The organism is Streptomyces sp. NPDC059917 (assembly GCF_042730635.1).
Classification (GTDB): domain Bacteria; phylum Actinomycetota; class Actinomycetes; order Streptomycetales; family Streptomycetaceae; genus Streptomyces.
Window position 1 is genome coordinate 48,000 of the sequence record NZ_JBHWLC010000009.1, and the last position, 16,829, is coordinate 64,828.

15 protein-coding genes are annotated in these 16,829 nt (G+C 70.7%); 13 read left to right on the forward strand and 2 right to left on the reverse strand.

Going from position 1 to position 16,829, the window contains the following annotated elements; all coding sequences use genetic code 11:
• The 11 genes from thrC to ACFWAR_RS07960 all read left to right on the forward strand — a co-directional run bounded on the left by thrC (nucleotide 1) and on the right by ACFWAR_RS07960 (nucleotide 13,140).
• Entirely contained in the window at nucleotides 1–1,071 is a 1,071-nt protein-coding gene (gene thrC, locus ACFWAR_RS07910; RefSeq protein WP_385774248.1) for a threonine synthase, read from the forward strand.
• Nucleotides 1,072–1,407: 336 nt separating this feature from the next.
• The gene (thrB, locus tag ACFWAR_RS07915) at nucleotides 1,408–2,334 is read left to right on the forward strand and encodes a homoserine kinase (protein WP_385774250.1); all 927 of its coding nucleotides are present in this window, start codon (nucleotides 1,408–1,410) and stop codon (nucleotides 2,332–2,334) included.
• A 429-nt stretch (nucleotides 2,335–2,763) separates the two neighbouring features.
• Entirely contained in the window at nucleotides 2,764–4,926 is a 2,163-nt protein-coding gene (gene rho / locus ACFWAR_RS07920) for a transcription termination factor Rho (protein ID WP_385774252.1), read from the forward strand.
• A gap of 320 nt (nucleotides 4,927–5,246) precedes the next feature.
• The gene (locus ACFWAR_RS07925) at nucleotides 5,247–6,350 is read left to right on the forward strand and encodes an LCP family protein (RefSeq protein ID WP_385774254.1); all 1,104 of its coding nucleotides are present in this window, start codon (nucleotides 5,247–5,249) and stop codon (nucleotides 6,348–6,350) included.
• Between the two features lie 147 nt (nucleotides 6,351–6,497).
• Nucleotides 6,498–6,716 (forward strand): 50S ribosomal protein L31, encoded by a 219-nt coding sequence (gene rpmE, locus ACFWAR_RS07930; protein ID WP_385774256.1) that lies wholly within the window; start codon nucleotides 6,498–6,500, stop codon nucleotides 6,714–6,716.
• 136 nt (nucleotides 6,717–6,852) lie between these two features.
• Nucleotides 6,853–7,932, forward strand: coding sequence for a peptide chain release factor 1 (gene prfA / locus ACFWAR_RS07935; protein WP_385774258.1), 1,080 nt, complete (start codon nucleotides 6,853–6,855; stop codon nucleotides 7,930–7,932).
• 46 nt (nucleotides 7,933–7,978) lie between these two features.
• On the forward strand, nucleotides 7,979–8,860 hold the full coding sequence (prmC, locus tag ACFWAR_RS07940; RefSeq protein WP_385774260.1) for a peptide chain release factor N(5)-glutamine methyltransferase: 882 nt from the start codon (nucleotides 7,979–7,981) through the stop codon (nucleotides 8,858–8,860).
• A 61-nt stretch (nucleotides 8,861–8,921) separates the two neighbouring features.
• A complete protein-coding gene (locus ACFWAR_RS07945) occupies nucleotides 8,922–9,569 on the forward strand; it encodes an L-threonylcarbamoyladenylate synthase (RefSeq protein ID WP_385774262.1) in 648 nt (215 codons plus the stop codon).
• On the forward strand, nucleotides 9,566–10,204 hold the full coding sequence (locus ACFWAR_RS07950; protein ID WP_385774264.1) for a protein-tyrosine-phosphatase: 639 nt from the start codon (nucleotides 9,566–9,568) through the stop codon (nucleotides 10,202–10,204). Before ACFWAR_RS07945 ends, ACFWAR_RS07950 begins: the two co-directional genes overlap by 4 nt.
• A gap of 240 nt (nucleotides 10,205–10,444) precedes the next feature.
• On the forward strand, nucleotides 10,445–11,677 hold the full coding sequence (gene glyA, locus ACFWAR_RS07955; RefSeq protein ID WP_385774266.1) for a serine hydroxymethyltransferase: 1,233 nt from the start codon (nucleotides 10,445–10,447) through the stop codon (nucleotides 11,675–11,677).
• A gap of 116 nt (nucleotides 11,678–11,793) precedes the next feature.
• On the forward strand, nucleotides 11,794–13,140 hold the full coding sequence (locus ACFWAR_RS07960; protein ID WP_385774268.1) for an MraY family glycosyltransferase: 1,347 nt from the start codon (nucleotides 11,794–11,796) through the stop codon (nucleotides 13,138–13,140).
• Nucleotides 13,141–13,160: 20 nt separating this feature from the next.
• On the opposite strand, the gene ACFWAR_RS07965 is transcribed toward ACFWAR_RS07960, so the two are convergent.
• Nucleotides 13,161–13,886 carry a 4'-phosphopantetheinyl transferase gene (locus ACFWAR_RS07965; RefSeq protein WP_385774270.1) on the reverse strand — a complete coding sequence of 242 codons (726 nt, stop codon included), beginning with the start codon at nucleotides 13,884–13,886 and terminating at the stop codon, nucleotides 13,161–13,163.
• A 47-nt stretch (nucleotides 13,887–13,933) separates the two neighbouring features.
• Nucleotides 13,934–14,776, reverse strand: a complete 843-nt coding sequence (locus ACFWAR_RS07970) for a metallophosphoesterase family protein (protein WP_385774429.1) — start codon at nucleotides 14,774–14,776, stop codon at nucleotides 13,934–13,936.
• 570 nt (nucleotides 14,777–15,346) lie between these two features.
• Between ACFWAR_RS07970 and ACFWAR_RS07975 the strand changes: the two genes are divergently transcribed.
• On the forward strand, nucleotides 15,347–15,760 hold the full coding sequence (locus ACFWAR_RS07975; protein ID WP_354382861.1) for a hypothetical protein: 414 nt from the start codon (nucleotides 15,347–15,349) through the stop codon (nucleotides 15,758–15,760).
• A gap of 188 nt (nucleotides 15,761–15,948) precedes the next feature.
• Nucleotides 15,949–16,800 carry a F0F1 ATP synthase subunit A gene (gene atpB / locus ACFWAR_RS07980; RefSeq protein ID WP_354382862.1) on the forward strand — a complete coding sequence of 284 codons (852 nt, stop codon included), beginning with the start codon at nucleotides 15,949–15,951 and terminating at the stop codon, nucleotides 16,798–16,800.
• Nucleotides 16,801–16,829: the final 29 nt, after the last annotated feature.

Consider the following 16,829-nt stretch of genomic DNA (forward strand, 5'->3'; position numbering starts at 1 on the left):
ATGACCGACAACGGCACCCACCAGTGGCGGGGCATCATCGAGGAGTACCGGCACCGGCTTCCGGTGACGGACACGACCCCGGTGGTCACGCTCCGCGAAGGCGGTACGCCCCTCGTCCCCGCGCAGGTGCTCTCCGAGCGCACCGGCTGTGAAGTCCACCTCAAGGTCGAGGGTGCGAACCCCACCGGGTCCTTCAAGGACCGCGGCATGACCATGGCGATCACCAAGGCCAAGGAGGAGGGCGCCAAGGCCGTCATCTGCGCCTCCACCGGCAACACCTCCGCCTCCGCCGCCGCCTACGCGGTGCGGGCCGGCATGGTGTCCGCCGTCCTCGTGCCGCAGGGCAAGATCGCGCTCGGCAAGATGGGTCAGGCGCTCATCCACGGCGCCAAGATCCTCCAGGTCGACGGAAACTTCGACGACTGCCTGGACCTGGCCCGCGCGCTGTCCGACAACTACCCCGTCGCGCTGGTCAATTCCGTCAACCCGGTCCGCATCGAGGGCCAGAAGACGGCCGCGTTCGAGATCGTCGACGCGCTGGGCGACGCGCCCGACATCCACGTCCTCCCGGTGGGCAACGCGGGCAACATCACCGCGTACTGGAAGGGGTTCAAGGAGTACAAGGCCGACGGCCTCGCCTCCCGCACCCCCCGCGTCTGGGGCTTCCAGGCCTCCGGCTCCGCGCCCATCGTGCGCGGCGAGGTCGTCAAGGAGCCGCACACGATCGCCACCGCGATCCGCATCGGCAACCCCGCCTCCTGGGACTACGCGCTCCAGGCGCGCGACGAATCGGGCGGCTTCATCGACGAGGTGACGGACCGCCAGATCCTGGCCGCCTACCGCCTGTTGGCCGCCCAGGAGGGCGTCTTCGTCGAGCCCGCCTCGGCCGCGTCCGTCGCCGGTCTGCTCAAGGCCGCCGAGCTGGGCCTGGTCGACCCGGGGCAGAAGATCGTGTGCACCGTCACCGGCAACGGCCTCAAGGACCCCGACTGGGCCGTCGCGGGCGCCCCGCAGCCGGTCACCGTTCCGGTCGACGCCGAGGCCGCCGCCGTACGCCTCGGTCTGGTCTGATCCGACGGCCGCGGCCGGGAGCGACTCCCCGCCGCGGCCGTCGCCGGGTTCCGGAAGCGTTCGCCAGAGCCTTCCGGAATCCGGCAAGTCGGCCCGAAGGGCTACAAAAGCCTGACGGAGCACCGCGACACGCATCGTGCGCCTCCTGTGCGCCCTATGTCGGAGAAGAACCTTCCTTCGATACGCTGTACTGACATCCGCCATCGCGCACGTGACGCGGTGCTGCCCCGAGGGCCTTCGGGTGTCGTACGTTCTCCAGTACATTTCGCAGCGAAGATTCACAGCTGAAGATCCACGGTTAGAGATCTCGCACAGTCACAAGGAGTGTCATCGAGCGTGGCCGGTCCAGCTTTCCGCGCCGCCGCCGTACGGGTGCGCGTTCCCGCCAGCAGTGCCAACCTCGGCCCGGGCTTCGACGCCTTCGGACTCGCCCTGGGGCTCTATGACGACGTGGTCGTCCGCGTCGCCGACTCCGGCCTGAACGTCGACATCGCCGGCGAGGGCGCCGACAACCTGCCGCGCGACGAGAGCCACCTGCTCGTGCGCTCCATGCGCACCGCCTTCGACCTGCTCGGCGGTCAGCCGCGCGGCCTGGAGGTCGTGTGCGCCAACCGCATCCCGCACGGTCGCGGCCTCGGCTCCTCCTCCGCCGCCATCTGCGCGGGCATCGTCGCCGCCCGCGCCGTGACCATAGGCGGCGAGGCGCGCCTCGACGACACCGCCCTGCTGGAACTGGCCACCGAGATCGAGGGCCACCCCGACAACGTCGCCGCCTGTCTGCTCGGCGGGTTCACCCTGGCGTGGATGGACGGGGGCAGCGCCAAGGCCATCCGTATGGAGCCCGCGGATTCCATCGTTCCGGTGGTCTTCGTCCCCTCCCGGCCGGTCCTGACCGAGACCGCCCGGGGCCTGCTGCCCCGCTCCGTCCCGCACGTGGACGCCGCCGCCAACGCGGGTCGCGCGGCCCTGCTCGTCGAAGCCCTGACCAGGCGTCCCGAGTTGCTGCTCCCCGCCACCGAGGACCGGCTCCACCAGGAGTACCGCTCCCCGGCGATGCCCGAGAGCGTGGCACTCGTCAACAGGCTGCGGGCGGACGGGATCCCCGCGGTCATCTCCGGCGCCGGACCCACGGTCCTCGCGCTGGCCGACAACGACGCGGCCGACAAGGTCGCGCAGCTCGCGGGCGAAGGGTGGGCGGCCAACCGGCTGGCCCTCGACGCGGCGGGCGCGAGCGTCCTTCCGTTGGGCAGCCAGGGCGGCTAGACCACAGCCGCCAGGGGGCGGGGCGGCCGGGCAGGCCGCCCCCGCGGACGGGCGCTATTGCCGGTGACTGAGAGGGGGAATATCTGTTGGATCCGGTAGTGTTAGTCTCAAGTGCGCATCCGAAGCCGCCATGGCTCGGTGCTCAGTGTCCCCATCAGGGACCACCTTTCTTCCGGGAGCCTCCCCAACTGCTTTGATCATTGCCAAGCAGTTTCGAGCACGCTCCGGAATCGGCGTGACATTCCCACGCTTCCAGCTCGGGGGCTTCTCGCCGGAACCCATGCACGTTTCCCTCCGCCGCGGTATCTCTGCCGGCGGACCACCGCCCCGGCCGCGGTCCACGACCCATCAAGTCATGGCCCGTTGTCGGACAGCACAACCGGTCGCCGAGCCAGACAGGCCGACGTCCGCTCCAGGGAAGGACCCTTCGTGAGCGACACCACCGATCTGATGGGCGCTGCCGACACCACTGTCGACACCAGTGCCTCCGCCGCGGGCGCCGCACCCAAGCGTCGCCGCTCCGGCACCGGCCTCGAGGGCATGGTCCTGGCCGAGCTGCAGCAGGTCGCGTCGGGCCTCGGCATCAGGGGCACCGCGCGGATGCGCAAGAGCCAGCTGATCGAGGTCATCAAGGAGACGCAGGCCGGTGGCGCCTCCGCCGCCAAGGCCGCGGCCCCCGCCGACACCGCCGAGGCCAAGCCGAAGCGTCGCGCCACCAGCAAGGCCCGCACGGGCGAGGCCGCCGCCGCGGCGCCCGCCGAGAAGCCCGCCGCGCAGGCCCAGATCGACATCCCCGGCCAGCCGGCCGGTGGCCCCACCTCCCGCGCGGGCGAAGCCGAGCGCGCGGCGGACGACCAGCCGGTCGAGCGTCGGCGCCGCCGCGCCACGGCCCCCTCCGGCAGCCCGGAGTCCGCGGCCCCCGCCGCGGTCGTGCAGGTCGAGACCAAGCCCGAGACCGCCACCGCGGCCGTCACCGCGCAGCCCGACGCCAAGGCCGAGGCGGCCACGGCCGTCTCCGGTCAGGAGGCCGCCGAGGGCCGCACCCGCCGGGACCGGCGCGACCGCGGCGACCGTGCCGAGCGGGGCGACCGTACCGAGCGCCAGCGCGAGCGCCGCGACCGCGGCAAGGGCGACGACCAGGGCCAGGGCCAGCAGGGCCAGCAGGGTCAGGGCCAGCAGCAGGGCGGCCAGGGCCAGCAGCAGGGCGGCGCCGAGCGCGCCGACCGCCAGGACCGTCAGGGCGGCCGCCAGGGCCGTGGCCAGGGTCAGCAGGGTCAGGGCCAGCAGCAGGGCGGCCAGGGCCAGGGCCGTCAGGACCGCCAGCAGGACAACGGTCCGCAGGACGACTTCGACGAGGACGGTCGGCGCGGCCGCCGCGGCCGCTACCGCGACCGCCGTGGCCGTCGCGGCCGCGACGAGTTCACGCCGAACGAGCCGCAGGTCGCCGACGACGACGTCCTGATCCCCGTCGCGGGCATCCTCGACATCCTCGACAACTACGCGTTCATCCGGACCTCGGGCTACCTGCCCGGCCCGAACGACGTGTACGTCTCCCTCGCCCAGGTCCGCAAGAGCGGTCTGCGCAAGGGCGACCACGTCACCGGCGCGGTGCGCCAGCCCAAGGACGGCGAGCGCCGCGAGAAGTTCAACGCGCTCGTGCGCCTCGACTCGTGCAACGGCATGGCGCCCGAATCGGGCCGCGGCCGCCCGGAGTTCCAGAAGCTGACCCCGCTGTACCCCCAGGACCGGCTCCGTCTGGAGACCGACCCGGGCGTGCTGACGACCCGCATCATCGACCTCGTCGCGCCGATCGGCAAGGGCCAGCGCGGTCTGATCGTGGCCCCGCCGAAGACCGGCAAGACCATGATCATGCAGGCGATCGCCAACGCGATCACGGTCAACAACCCCGAGTGCCACCTGATGGTCGTCCTGGTCGACGAGCGTCCGGAAGAGGTCACCGACATGCAGCGGTCGGTCAAGGGCGAGGTCATCTCCTCGACCTTCGACCGCCCGGCCGAGGACCACACCACCGTCGCCGAGCTGGCCATCGAGCGCGCCAAGCGCCTCGTCGAGCTGGGTCACGACGTGGTCGTCCTGCTGGACTCGATCACCCGTCTGGGACGCGCGTACAACCTCGCGGCCCCGGCCTCCGGCCGCATCCTGTCCGGTGGTGTCGACTCGACCGCGCTCTACCCGCCGAAGCGCTTCTTCGGTGCCGCGCGCAACATCGAGGACGGCGGCTCGCTGACCATCCTGGCCACCGCGCTCGTCGACACCGGCTCGCGCATGGACGAGGTGATCTTCGAGGAGTTCAAGGGCACCGGCAACATGGAGCTCAAGCTCGACCGCAAGCTCGCGGACAAGCGGATCTTCCCGGCCGTCGACGTCGACCCCTCGGGCACCCGCAAGGAGGAGATCCTCCTCAACAGCGAGGAGCTCGCCATCGTCTGGAAGCTGCGCCGGGTGCTGCACGCGCTCGACTCGCAGCAGGCGATCGAGCTGCTGCTCGACAAGATGAAGCAGACGAAGTCGAACGCCGAGTTCCTGATGCAGATCGCGAAGACCACGCCGTCGGGCAAGAACGACGACTGATCTCCGCGCCGCCGCACCACGGGCAGCCACACGGAACCGCCCCCGCCGGGTCACCGGCGGGGGCGGTTTCGCGTGCGGGGGCCCGTGCGACCTTCACCACAGGGGCGGGGGCCCCGGGGGACCCGCGCCCGCCGGACGAAGGTGCAGGTGGCAGGGCCGTTGCGCGAAGCGTCCGCAGGATGATCGGATGGACGTTCATCACCGAATGGTCACATTCGGCATGGAACCCTAGGGTCCGCTGGACCGTCTGAAGGAGAGGACATTCGGCAACGGGGGTGGCGTCCGGACCGGGTCGCCGGGACATCAGGACTGAGGAGAGCATGAGCCAGGACAGCAGGGGCAGCGGCCGGCGTGCCGCCAGGCGCAGCCGCCGGAAACCGACGACGAAGCGCCGCAGGGCCCTGACCATCACCGCCTGGACCGCGGCGGGGGTGGTCCTCCTGGGTGGGGCGGGCCTGGGGTACTTCTACGTGAAGTACAACGGCAACCTGAAGAGCGTGGACATCGACGCCGCGCTCGGCAAGGACCGCCCGCAGAACGTGGACAACGGCTCGATGGACATCCTCGTGCTCGGCTCCGACTCGCGCGGCGGCGACAACGCGGAGTACGGCGCCGACGACGGCGGTTCGGCGCGCTCCGACACCGCGATGGTCGTCCACCTCTACGACGGCCACAAGCAGGCGAGCATCGTCTCGATACCGCGCGACACCATGATCAACAGACCGGCCTGCACGATGAGCAACGGGAAGACGGCGAAGGCCACCTTCGAGCAGTTCAACGAGGCGTACACGGTCGGCGGCGCCGCCTGCGCGGTCAAGACCGTCGAATCGATGTCGGGGATCCGGATGGACCACTACATCGAGGTCGACTTCACCGGCTTCAAGAAGATCGTCGACAGCCTGGGGGGCGTCCCGATCGTCACCACCAAGCCGATCAAGGACGACAAGGGCAGCCACCTCGACCTCCCGGCCGGCTCCCACAAGCTCAACGGCGAGCAGGCCCTCGGCCTGGTCCGCACCCGCAAGAGCGTCGGCGTCGGCAGCGACCTCGGCCGAATACAGCTCCAGCAGGCCTTCATCAAGGCACTGATCAAGCAGGTCAAGAGCATCGGGGTGTTCGACAACCCCAAGCGGCTGCTGGCCGTCGCGGACACCGCCACCAAGGCGATCACCACCGACAAGGGCCTCGGCGACGTCAAGTCCCTCATGGGCTTCGCCGCCGGGCTGCAGGGCCTCGGGGCCGAGAACATGCACATGGTCACCCTGCCGGTGATGGACTACCCCAAGGACAAGGACCGGGTCGTCCCGCTGGAGAAGGAGTCCAAGCAGGTCTGGGAGGCCCTGCGCGGTGACCGGCCGATACCCGAAGAGGCCACGCAGAACTCCGCCAATGACAAGAGCGGGGCCGGTTCGATCGTCCAGTAGGAATACCGGAGCTCCCGTGCCCGTTATGGCTGGCGTCCTGAATTTTGACAGGCGGCCCGGTCCTGGCAGACTGGTCCGTCGGCCCCGGTTCACGCAGCGCGCAATTCGGCCCCTGCGACCCGGCGCCCTCCCGATCTAGGAGACACCTTGAAGAGCGACATCCACCCCCAGTACGTCGAGACCCAGGTCAGCTGCACCTGTGGCGCGTCGTTCACCACCCGTAGCACGCTGGCCGAGGGCACCATCCGTGCCGAGGTCTGCTCCGAGTGCCACCCGTTCTACACGGGCAAGCAGAAGATCCTCGACACCGGTGGCCGCGTGGCCCGCTTCGAGGCCCGCTTCGGCAAGGCTGCCGGCTCGAAGTAGCGAGCCCACGGCGCCGGTCTACGGCCGCCCCCACCACGCGCGGGGGCGGCCGGACCGGCGCCTTTGTCGTCCTGGCCCCACGCGGTGCCAGAGCCCTTCCGCAGCCCGTTCGTACTTTTCACCCCAGGAGCCCCCGATGTTCGAGGCGGTCGAGGACCTGATCGGCGAGCACGCCGATCTTGAGAAGAAGCTCGCCGACCCGTCGGTCCACTCCGATCAGGCCAACGCGCGCAAGCTCAACAAGCGCTACGCGGAGCTGACCCCGATCGTCGCGACGTTCCGGGCGTGGAAGCAGACGGCGGAGGACATCGAGACCGCCAAGGAGTTCGCGGCCGACGACCCCGACTTCGCCGCGGAGGTCAAGGAACTGAGCGCCCAGCGCGTCGAGCTGACCGAAAAGCTCCGCCTGCTGCTCGTTCCGCGCGACCCCAGCGACGACAAGGACGTGCTCCTGGAGGTCAAGGCGGGCGCGGGCGGCGACGAGTCCGCCCTCTTCGCCGGTGACCTGCTGCGCATGTACCTGCGCTACGCGGAGCGCGTCGGCTGGAAGACCGAGATCATCGACGCCACCGAGTCCGAGCTGGGCGGCTACAAGGACGTCCAGGTCTCCGTGCGCACCAAGGGCGGCAACGGCGCGACCGAGCCCGGCCAGGGCGTCTGGGCCCGCCTGAAGTACGAGGGCGGCGTGCACCGCGTCCAGCGGGTTCCGGCCACCGAGTCCCAGGGCCGCATCCACACCTCCGCCGCGGGCGTGCTCGTCACCCCGGAGGCCGAGGAGGTCGAGGTCGAGATCAACATGAACGACCTGCGGATCGACGTGTACCGCTCGTCCGGCCCCGGCGGCCAGTCCGTCAACACCACCGACTCCGCCGTGCGCATCACGCACGTGCCGACCGGTGTCGTGGCGTCCTGCCAGAACGAGAAGAGCCAGCTCCAGAACAAGGAGCAGGCCATGCGCATCCTGCGTTCGCGCCTGCTGGCCGCCGCCCAGGAGGCCGCCGAGCAGGAGGCCTCCGACGTGCGCCGCAGCCAGGTGCGCACCGTCGACCGGTCCGAGAAGATCCGCACGTACAACTTCCCGGAAAACCGGATCTCGGACCACCGGACCGGCTTCAAGGCGTACAACTTGGACCAGGTGCTCGACGGCGACCTCGACTCGGTCATCCAGGCCTGTGTCGACGCGGACTCCGCCGCCAAGCTCGCGGCCGCGCAGTAACCCTTCCGTCCGTCCCACCCGTACGACAGCAGCCCGGAGGACCAGCGTGCAGCCACAATCTGGGGGGCGACCCCCAGGCCCCCGCAGTCTGCTGCTTGCCGAGGTGGCCCAGGCCACCCAGCGGCTGGCCGCCGCAGGCGTACCCTCCCCCCGCTTCGACGCGGAGGAACTCGCCGCCTTCGTGCACGGCGTCAAACGGGGTGAACTGCACACGGTCAAGGACGGCGACTTCGACGCCCGGTACTGGGAGACCATCGCCCGCCGCGAAGCGCGCGAGCCGCTCCAGCACATCACCGGCCGCGCCTTCTTCCGCTACCTGGAGCTCCAGGTGGGACCGGGCGTCTTCGTCCCGCGACCGGAGACCGAGTCCGTCGTGGACTGGGCCATACAGGCCGTACGGGCGATGGACGTCGTCGAACCGCTGATCGTGGACCTCTGCACCGGCTCGGGCGCCATCGCGCTCGCCATGGCGCAGGAGGTCCCGCGCTCGCGCGTGCACGCGGTGGAGCTGTCCGAGGACGCCCTCCAGTGGACCCGCAAGAACGCCGAGGGGTCCCGGGTCACCGTCCACCAGGGCGACGCGCTCAGCGCGCTGCCCGAGCTGGACGGCCAGGTCGACCTGGTGATCTCCAACCCGCCGTACATCCCGCTCACCGAGTGGGAGTACGTCGCCCCCGAGGCCCGCGACCACGACCCGGAGATGGCCCTCTTCTCCGGCGAGGACGGCCTCGACACCATCCGCGGCATCGAACGCACCGCCCACCGGCTGCTGCGTCCCGGCGGGATCGTCGTCATCGAGCACGCCGACACCCAGGGCGGCCAGGTGCCGTGGATCTTCGCCGACGAGCGGGGCTGGGCCGATGCCGCCGACCACCCCGACCTGAACAACCGGCCGCGCTTCGCCACCGCCCGCAAGGCCATGCCGTGACGAGCCCCATCCGTCCGGTGCACACCCCTGCCACGATCACCCCGCACGAGGAGGCCCGCTGATGGCCCGGCGATACGACTGCAACGACGCGACGGACCGCAAGACGGGCCTTCGCGAAGCCGCATCCGCCGTTCGCCGCGGCGAACTCGTCGTGCTGCCCACGGACACGCTCTACGGGATCGGTGCGGACGCCTTCAGCGCGGAGGCCGTCGGCGACCTGCTGGCCGCCAAGGGGCGGGGCCGCAACATGCCCACGCCCGTGCTCATCGGCTCCCCGAACACCCTGCACGGCCTGGTCACGGACTTCACCGAGCAGGCCTGGGAGCTGGTCGACGCCTTCTGGCCCGGCGCGCTGACCCTCGTCGCCAAGCACCAGCCGTCGCTGGCCTGGGACCTCGGCGAGACGCGCGGCACCGTGGCCGTGCGCATGCCGCTGCACCCCGTCGCGATCGAGCTGCTGACCGAGGTCGGGCCGATGGCCGTCTCCTCGGCGAACCTCACCGGTCACCCGGCGCCGGAGGACTGCGACGCCGCCCGCGAGATGCTCGGCGACTCCGTGTCCGTGTACCTGGACGGCGGGCCGACCCCCGGCATGCAGCCGTCGTCGATCGTCGACGTCACCGGGAAGGTTCCCGTCCTGCTGCGCGAGGGGGCGTTGACCGCGGACCAGCTGCGCGAGGTCGTACCCGACCTCGAGGTGGCCCCGTGAGCCCTGAGGGGCGTGGCATAGCAAGGGCCGGAGGGGACGCCTTCCGCATACTCCACGTCAGTACCGGCAACGTCTGCCGCTCGCCCATCACCGAGCGGCTGACCCGGCATGCCCTGACCCACCGCCTGGGCGGGGCGCCGGCCGGTGGGCTCATCGTCGAGAGCGCCGGGACCTGGGGGCACGAGGGTGCGCCCATGGAGGCGAACGCGGCGGCCGTCCTGGCGGACTTCGGTGCCGACGCGAGCGGGTTCATCGGGCGGGAGCTGCTCGACGAGCACGTCATACGCGCCGACCTGGTGCTGACCGCCACGCGGGACCACCGGGCGCAGGTCATCTCGATGGGGCACTCGGCCGGACTGCGGACCTTCACGCTCAAGGAGTTCACCCGGCTGGTCCGGGCGATAGACCCCGCCACGCTGCCGCCGCTCGACGACGGCATGGCGGAGCGGGCGCGGGCGCTGGTGCGGGCTGCCGCGGCGCTGCGGGGGTGGCTGTTGGCGCCGTCGCCCGACGCGGACGAGGTGTACGACCCGTACGGTGCGCCGATCACGTTCTTCCGCTCGATCGGGGACGAGATCCAGCAGGCGCTGGACCCGGTGGTCACCGCCCTGACGGGCGTCGGCGACCGCCACTGACCCCCGGGCGGGCCGGACGCGGCGGCCCCCCTGTGGGCGCCCTGCGGCCGGGCGGTGCCCTCAATCGCCGGGCGGGCTGGATCGTGGTGCCGCTGGTGGGGTCGATGTAGCCGCGCCGGCGTTTGAGGCGCCGCCGGAGGCGTCGGGCGGGCCGGTAGCTCGTCGGCGTCCCCGGGCGGGAAAGGGTGGGCGGGCCTAGAGTTGGGCTACCCGGTCCACCCACCGCGTCGGAGCCGCGCCATGAGCGTCATCACCCAGCCGACGGACACCCTGCGCCGCCAGGATCCGCTGATGGCCGACGTCCTCGCCGGCGAGGCGCTGCGCCAGGCCGAGAGCCTCCAGCTCATCGCGGCCGAGAACTTCACCTCCCGCGCCGTCCTGGCCACCCTCGGCTCCGCCCTCGCGAACAAGTACGCCGAGGGCTACCCCGGCGCCCGCCACCACGGCGGCTGCGAGTACGCCGACCAGGCCGAGCGCGTGGCGGTGGAGCGGGCCCGGGCCCTCTTCGGCGCCGAGCACGCCAACGTCCAGCCGCACTCCGGCTCCGCCGCCGTGCTCGCCGCCTACGCCGCGCTGCTGCGCCCCGGCGCCACCGTGCTGGCCATGGGGCTCCCGTACGGCGGCCACCTCACGCACGGTTCCCCCGCGAACCTCTCCGGCCGCTGGTTCGACTTCGTCGGCTACGGGGTCGACGCCCGGACCGGTCTCATCGACTACCTCCAGGTCCAGGAGCTGGCTCGAAGGCACCGCCCCGAGGCGATCGTCTGCGGCTCCATCTCCTACCCCCGCCACCCCGAGTACTCGGCCTTCCGCGAGATCGCCGACGAGGTCGGGGCCCTCCTCATCGCGGACGCCTCCCACCCCATCGGGCTGGTCGCGGGCGGCGCCGCACCGAGCCCGGTCCCGTACGCGGACGTCGTCTGCGCCACCACCCACAAGGTGCTGCGCGGCCCCCGCGGCGGCATGATCCTGTGCGGCGCCGAGTTCGCGGAGCGGATCGACCGCGCCGTCTTCCCGCTCACCCAGGGCGGCGCGCAGATGCACACCATCGCCGCCAAGGCCGTCGCCTTCGGCGAGGCCGCGACCCCGGCCTTCACCACCTACGCCCACCGGGTCGTCGCCAACGCCCGCACCCTGGCCGAAGCACTGCGCGTGCGCGGACTCGCGGTCACCACCGGCGGCACCGACACCCACCTGATCACGGCCGACCCGGCGCCCCTCGGCGTCGACGGCCCCACCGCGCGGGGCCGCCTGGCCGCCGCGGGCCTGGTGCTGGACACCTGCGCCCTGCCGTACGGGGACCAGCGCGGCCTGCGGCTCGGCACCGCGGCGGTGACCACCCAGGGCATGGGGGAGACGGAGATGGCCCGGATCGCCACCCTCCTCACGGCGGCCCTGACCGGGGGCGACCCCGCCCGCGTCCGGGCGGAGATCGCCGAACTGGCCCTGGGTTTTCCCCCGTACGGGGAGTAACCGGCGAGAACAGGGGGTAGTGCAACCGGTTCGGGGTCCGCCTGCGTCCCCTTACGGGGGGACATCGCGGCTAATGTGTGGGGCTGAGATGGCCGGCGATACATCTGGGGCAGCCCGTGCGTGAATATCTGCTGACGCTCTGCGTCACGGTGGCGGTGACGTACCTGCTCACCGGGCCGGTACGGAAGTTCGCGATCGCCGCCGGTGCGATGCCCAAGATCCGCGCGCGCGACGTGCACCGCGAGCCCACCCCACGACTCGGCGGCATCGCGATGTTCGGCGGACTGTGCGCGGGCCTGCTCGTCGCCGACCACCTGCCGAACCTCAACGGCGTCTTCGAGCTGTCGAACGAACCGCGGGCGCTGCTCTCCGGAGCGGCGCTGATCTGGTTGATCGGCGTCCTCGACGACAAGTTCGAGATCGACGCCCTGATCAAGCTCGGCGCACAGATGATCTCCGCGGGCGTGATGGTCATGCAGGGCCTCACCGTCCTGTGGATCCCGGTCCCCGGCATCGGCACCGTCTCGCTCACCCAGTGGCAGGGCAACCTGCTCACCGTCGCGCTCGTCGTCATCACCATCAACGCCGTGAACTTCGTGGACGGACTCGACGGTCTCGCCGCCGGTCTGGTCTGCATCGCCGCCGCCGCGTTCTTCCTCTACGCCTACCGCATCTGGTTCGGCTACGCGATCGAGGCCGCCGCCCCCGCGACGCTCTTCGCGGCGATCCTGATGGGCATGTGCATCGGCTTCCTGCCGCACAACATGCACCCCGCGCGGATCTTCATGGGCGACTCCGGGTCGATGCTGATCGGCCTCGTGCTGGCCGCCTCCGCCATCTCCATCACCGGGCAGGTGGACCCGGACGCGATGGCCCTGTTCGCCGGTGGTGAGCGCAACGCGACCCACGCCATGCTGCCCGTCTTCATCCCGCTGCTGCTGCCGCTGACGATCATCGCGATCCCCGTGGCGGACCTGGTCCTGGCCATCGTCCGGCGCACCTGGAACGGCCAGTCGCCCTTCGCCGCCGACCGCGGACACCTGCACCACCGGTTGCTGGAGGTCGGGCACTCGCACAGCCGCGCCGTGTTGATCATGTACTTCTGGTCGGCGCTGATCGCCTTCGGGGCGCTGGCGTACTCGGTGCACTCCGCCTCGATGCTGATCGTCCTCGTGATCGTCGCGCTGAGCGCGGTCGGGCTCGTACTGCTCCTGCTGCCGCGCTTCACCCCGCGCGCGCCGCGCTGGGCCGAGTCCTTCCTGCCGCCGCGCTACCGGCGTCGGCGCACGACGGTGGCGGGCGCGGCCGCGGCCACCGCCGTCGAGGCCGTGCGCGCCGGGTCCCCCGCCGGACCGCCGGAGGAGGCCCTGGAACGGACCCCGGCCTCCTACGGTCTCCACGGCGCCACCGCACTGTCCAGCCGCCCGGCCAACGGCCGTACGAGGGACCGCGAGCGGGCCTGACCGGACTGCCGCCCCGGGCCTCAGGAAAGCGAGCGTGCGGGGGCGCGCAGCCGGCCGGGCCCGTGGGCCCGCGGGTCGCGCTCGGACGGCGGGGCGTCCAGGACGATCGCGGTGACGATGACCCCGTCGTGCACCGTCCACCGGCCCGAGACGGCGCTCAGCTCCGGTTCGGCGGAGACCAGTGCCGGCGGGAGCAGGCGCGCGGAGAAGGTCCCGGCCAGCGGATCGATCCGGATGTGGGCGTCCTCGAACTCCAGCTCCCGCGAGGTCTGCGGGAACCACGCCTTGTAGAAGCACTCCTTGGCGCTGAAGAGCACCTTCCCCCAGTTGATGCCGGGGTGCAGGGCCGTGTGCCGTCTCACCTGTGCCCGTTCCGGCGGGAGGGCGATGCTCTCGAGCACGCCGTCGGGGAGCGGGCGGTCCAGTTCCGCGTCGATCCCGACGGCGGCGACCCGCGACGCGTCGGCGACGACCGCGGCGCGGTAGCCGGTGGCGTGGGTGATCGAGCCCCGCACCGAGGCGGGCCACAGGGGAGTCCCCCGCGGTGTCGCGAGCAGGGGCGCGGGCGGGACGCCGAGGGCGGCCAGCGCCCGGTGGGCGCAGTACCGCGCGGTGGCGAACTCGCGGCGGCGGTGCTCGACCGAGTTGCGGACGAGGGCCGCCTCCTCGGGGTACAGCGACGAGAACGGCACGTCCTCGAAGGAATCGAAGGACCGGACGTGCGACGGCAACAGCAACTCGATCATGACTTACCTCTTGCTCGTCCCGCCGTCGGTTCCCCGGCGGGGGCGGTTCACCGGCTGCGGGCGGGGTCCGTCGGGGCGGCGCCCGCCAGGATCTGGACCGGTCGGCCGGGCGGGGTGGCGCGGCGCTCCCACTCCCTGGGGTAGCCGAGGGACACCTCGTGGTGCGGCACCCCGTCGCAGTGGATGGTGCGCGGGATGTGCAGGTGGCCGTAGACCACCGCGGCCGCGCGGTAGCGGCGGTGCCAGTCGGCCGTCTCCTCGGTGCCGCACCACAGCGCGAACTCGGGGTAGCGCAGGACGCGGGTGGGTTCGCGGACCAGGGGGAAGTGGTTGACCAGCACGGTGGGCAGGTCGGGCGGCAGCGCGTCGAGCCTGTCGCGGGTCTCCTCCAGCCGGGCCCGGCACCACGCCTCGCGGCTCGGGTACGGATCGGGGTGCAGCAGGAACTCGTCGGTGCAGATCACCCCGGCCTCGTCGGCCAGTTCGAGGGCGTGCGCCCGGGACACCGCTCCGGCGGGCCGGAAGGTGTAGTCGTAGAGGAGGAAGAGCGGGACGACGGCGACCGGGCCGTTCTCCCCGTGCCACACCGGGTACGGGTCCTCCGGGGTGATGACGCCCAGCTCCCGGCAGATGTCCACCAGGTGTCGGTACTTCGCCTCGCCCCGCAGCTGCACCGGGTCGCTCGGGTCGGTCCACAGCTCGTGGTTCCCCGGCACCCAGATCACCCGGGCGAATCGTTCCTGCAACAGGGAGAGCGAGTCCCGGATGTCGGACACCGTCTCGCCGACGTCACCGGCCACGATGAGCCAGTCGTCCGCCGAGTCCGCCCGCAGGTCCCGGACGATCTCCCGGTTGCGGTCGTAGCGCACGTGCAGGTCGCTGATGGCCATCAGCCGCCCCGCGGGTGCGGGGCGGGGGACCACGGCGTGGTTCTGGTGACTCAACTGCTTGACGCTCCTCCCGGCTTCGGGACCGACGGCCCCGAAACACCGGCCCGCCCCCGGACAACATATCCAGGGGAGGAGTGGGTGCGTAGTAAGGGGTCGGCCGCACCGTTCCCGGCCATCGCCGTCGGCGCCCCACGAGGGTGACCGGGCGCGGCGGGCGGTCCGGCCGAATCATTCGCACGAAGTTAGGTGCGCGCCGACACCCGTCCCGCTGGGCGGGGGCTCGTCCGCGACCGTAGATACTGGTCCCGGACACAGCCTCTCGTCAGGCTCCTGGACCCGCGCGCGGCTGCTCAGGTGAGCGAGCGTTGACCCATCCGTGTGACGAGCGGCATAATAGTTGAGTAAAGTCTGCATCAAATACTTTGTGATACCGTTCGCAAGCGCCCGGGATGAGTGCGCGAAGACCGTGCAGTGCGAACCGTCTTCCCTCACACGCAAGTTACTCCCGGTCACATCCGTCCACTGGCGGTGACCAGACCCCACCAACACCTCGCCGGAGGAGCTGCCGTCATGCAGTCCAACGACGCCCGAACACTCCTGTACTGCTTCGTCCCCACGACCGTCGTCGGCGGTATCGGGATCGCGGTCAGTGCTGCCCTCGCGGGCGGCAAGGGCGCGCTGGGTGCCGCCTTCGGCGCGGCACTCGTCCTCGTGTTCATGGGGGGAGGGCTGATCGCCCTTCAGCGGACCGCTCGTTCCTTGCCCCATCTCTTCCAGATGATGGGTCTGTTGCTCTACACGACGCAGATCCTTGTACTGATGATCGTGCTGAGCATCGTCAAGCGCGTCGCGGTCTTCGACACCAAGTGCACCGCCTTCACCCTGCTCGCAGCCACTCTCGTTTGGATGGCCGCGCAAGTGCGGGCGCACATGAAGTCGAAAATCCTTTATGTGGAGCCAGAAGGGGCCAGCACGCCCTCGTAGTGTGTAGGCCGGGTGTAAAGAGGCTTCCGCTCGTTTGCTATCGTCTCGCCACAACTGCGGCAGGTTTGCGCGGGCGGCGTGCAGGGGCGACAGATGAGCGTTGTTGGCCCTTGGTACTCAATCGCCGCACATAGGTATCCGCCAGTCCAGTCCAGTGCCGTTCCGCGGTCGCAGGCCGCGCCGACACAATGAGGTTGCCGTACCCATGCGTCAAGTTGAAGGAGCTCGCGGTGAGTGACGCCACGACGCTCGCCTTCGAGACTGATTGTCACATCTTCGAAGGGTGCGGCTTCCCGACCCCCGGCCTGCACTCCTTCTTGTTCAAGCCGATGTTCACGGTCGGCGGTATCGAGGTCAACAAGCCGATTGTCCTGGCTTTGCTGAGCTCGCTCATCGTCGTGGGGTTCTTCTGGGCTGCTTTCCGCAAGCCGAAGCTGATCCCCGGCAAGCTGCAGATGGTCGGCGAGGCCGGTTACGACTTCGTCCGCCGCGGAGTGGTCTACGAGACGCTTGGTAAGCGCGAGGGCGAAAAGTACGTCCCGCTCATGGTCTCGCTGTTCTTCTTCATCTGGATGATGAACATCTGGTCCATCATCCCGCTGGCCCAGTTCCCGGTCACGTCGGTCATCGCATTCCCGGCCGGTCTTGCCGCGATCGTGTACGTGCTGTGGGTGAGCCTCACCTTCAAGCGCCACGGCTTCGTCGGCGGCCTCAAGAACCTGACCGCGTACGACAAGTCGCTCGGGCCGGTGTTCCCGGTGGTCATGCTGTTCGAGTTCCTGTCGAACATGATCATCCGGCCGTTCACCCACGCTGTCCGTCTCTTCGCGAACATGTTCGCGGGTCACGTACTGCTGCTGATCTTCACCATCGCGAGTTGGTACCTGCTCAACGGCATCGGTATCGCTTACGCGAGCGTCTCGTTCGTGATGGTCCTCGTGATGACGGTCTTCGAGCTGTTCATCCAGGCACTGCAGGCGTACGTCTTCGTCCTGCTCTCGTGCAGCTACATCCAGGGTGCTCTGGCCGACCACCACTGACGGTCGGAAACACCCCCCATATACATCCG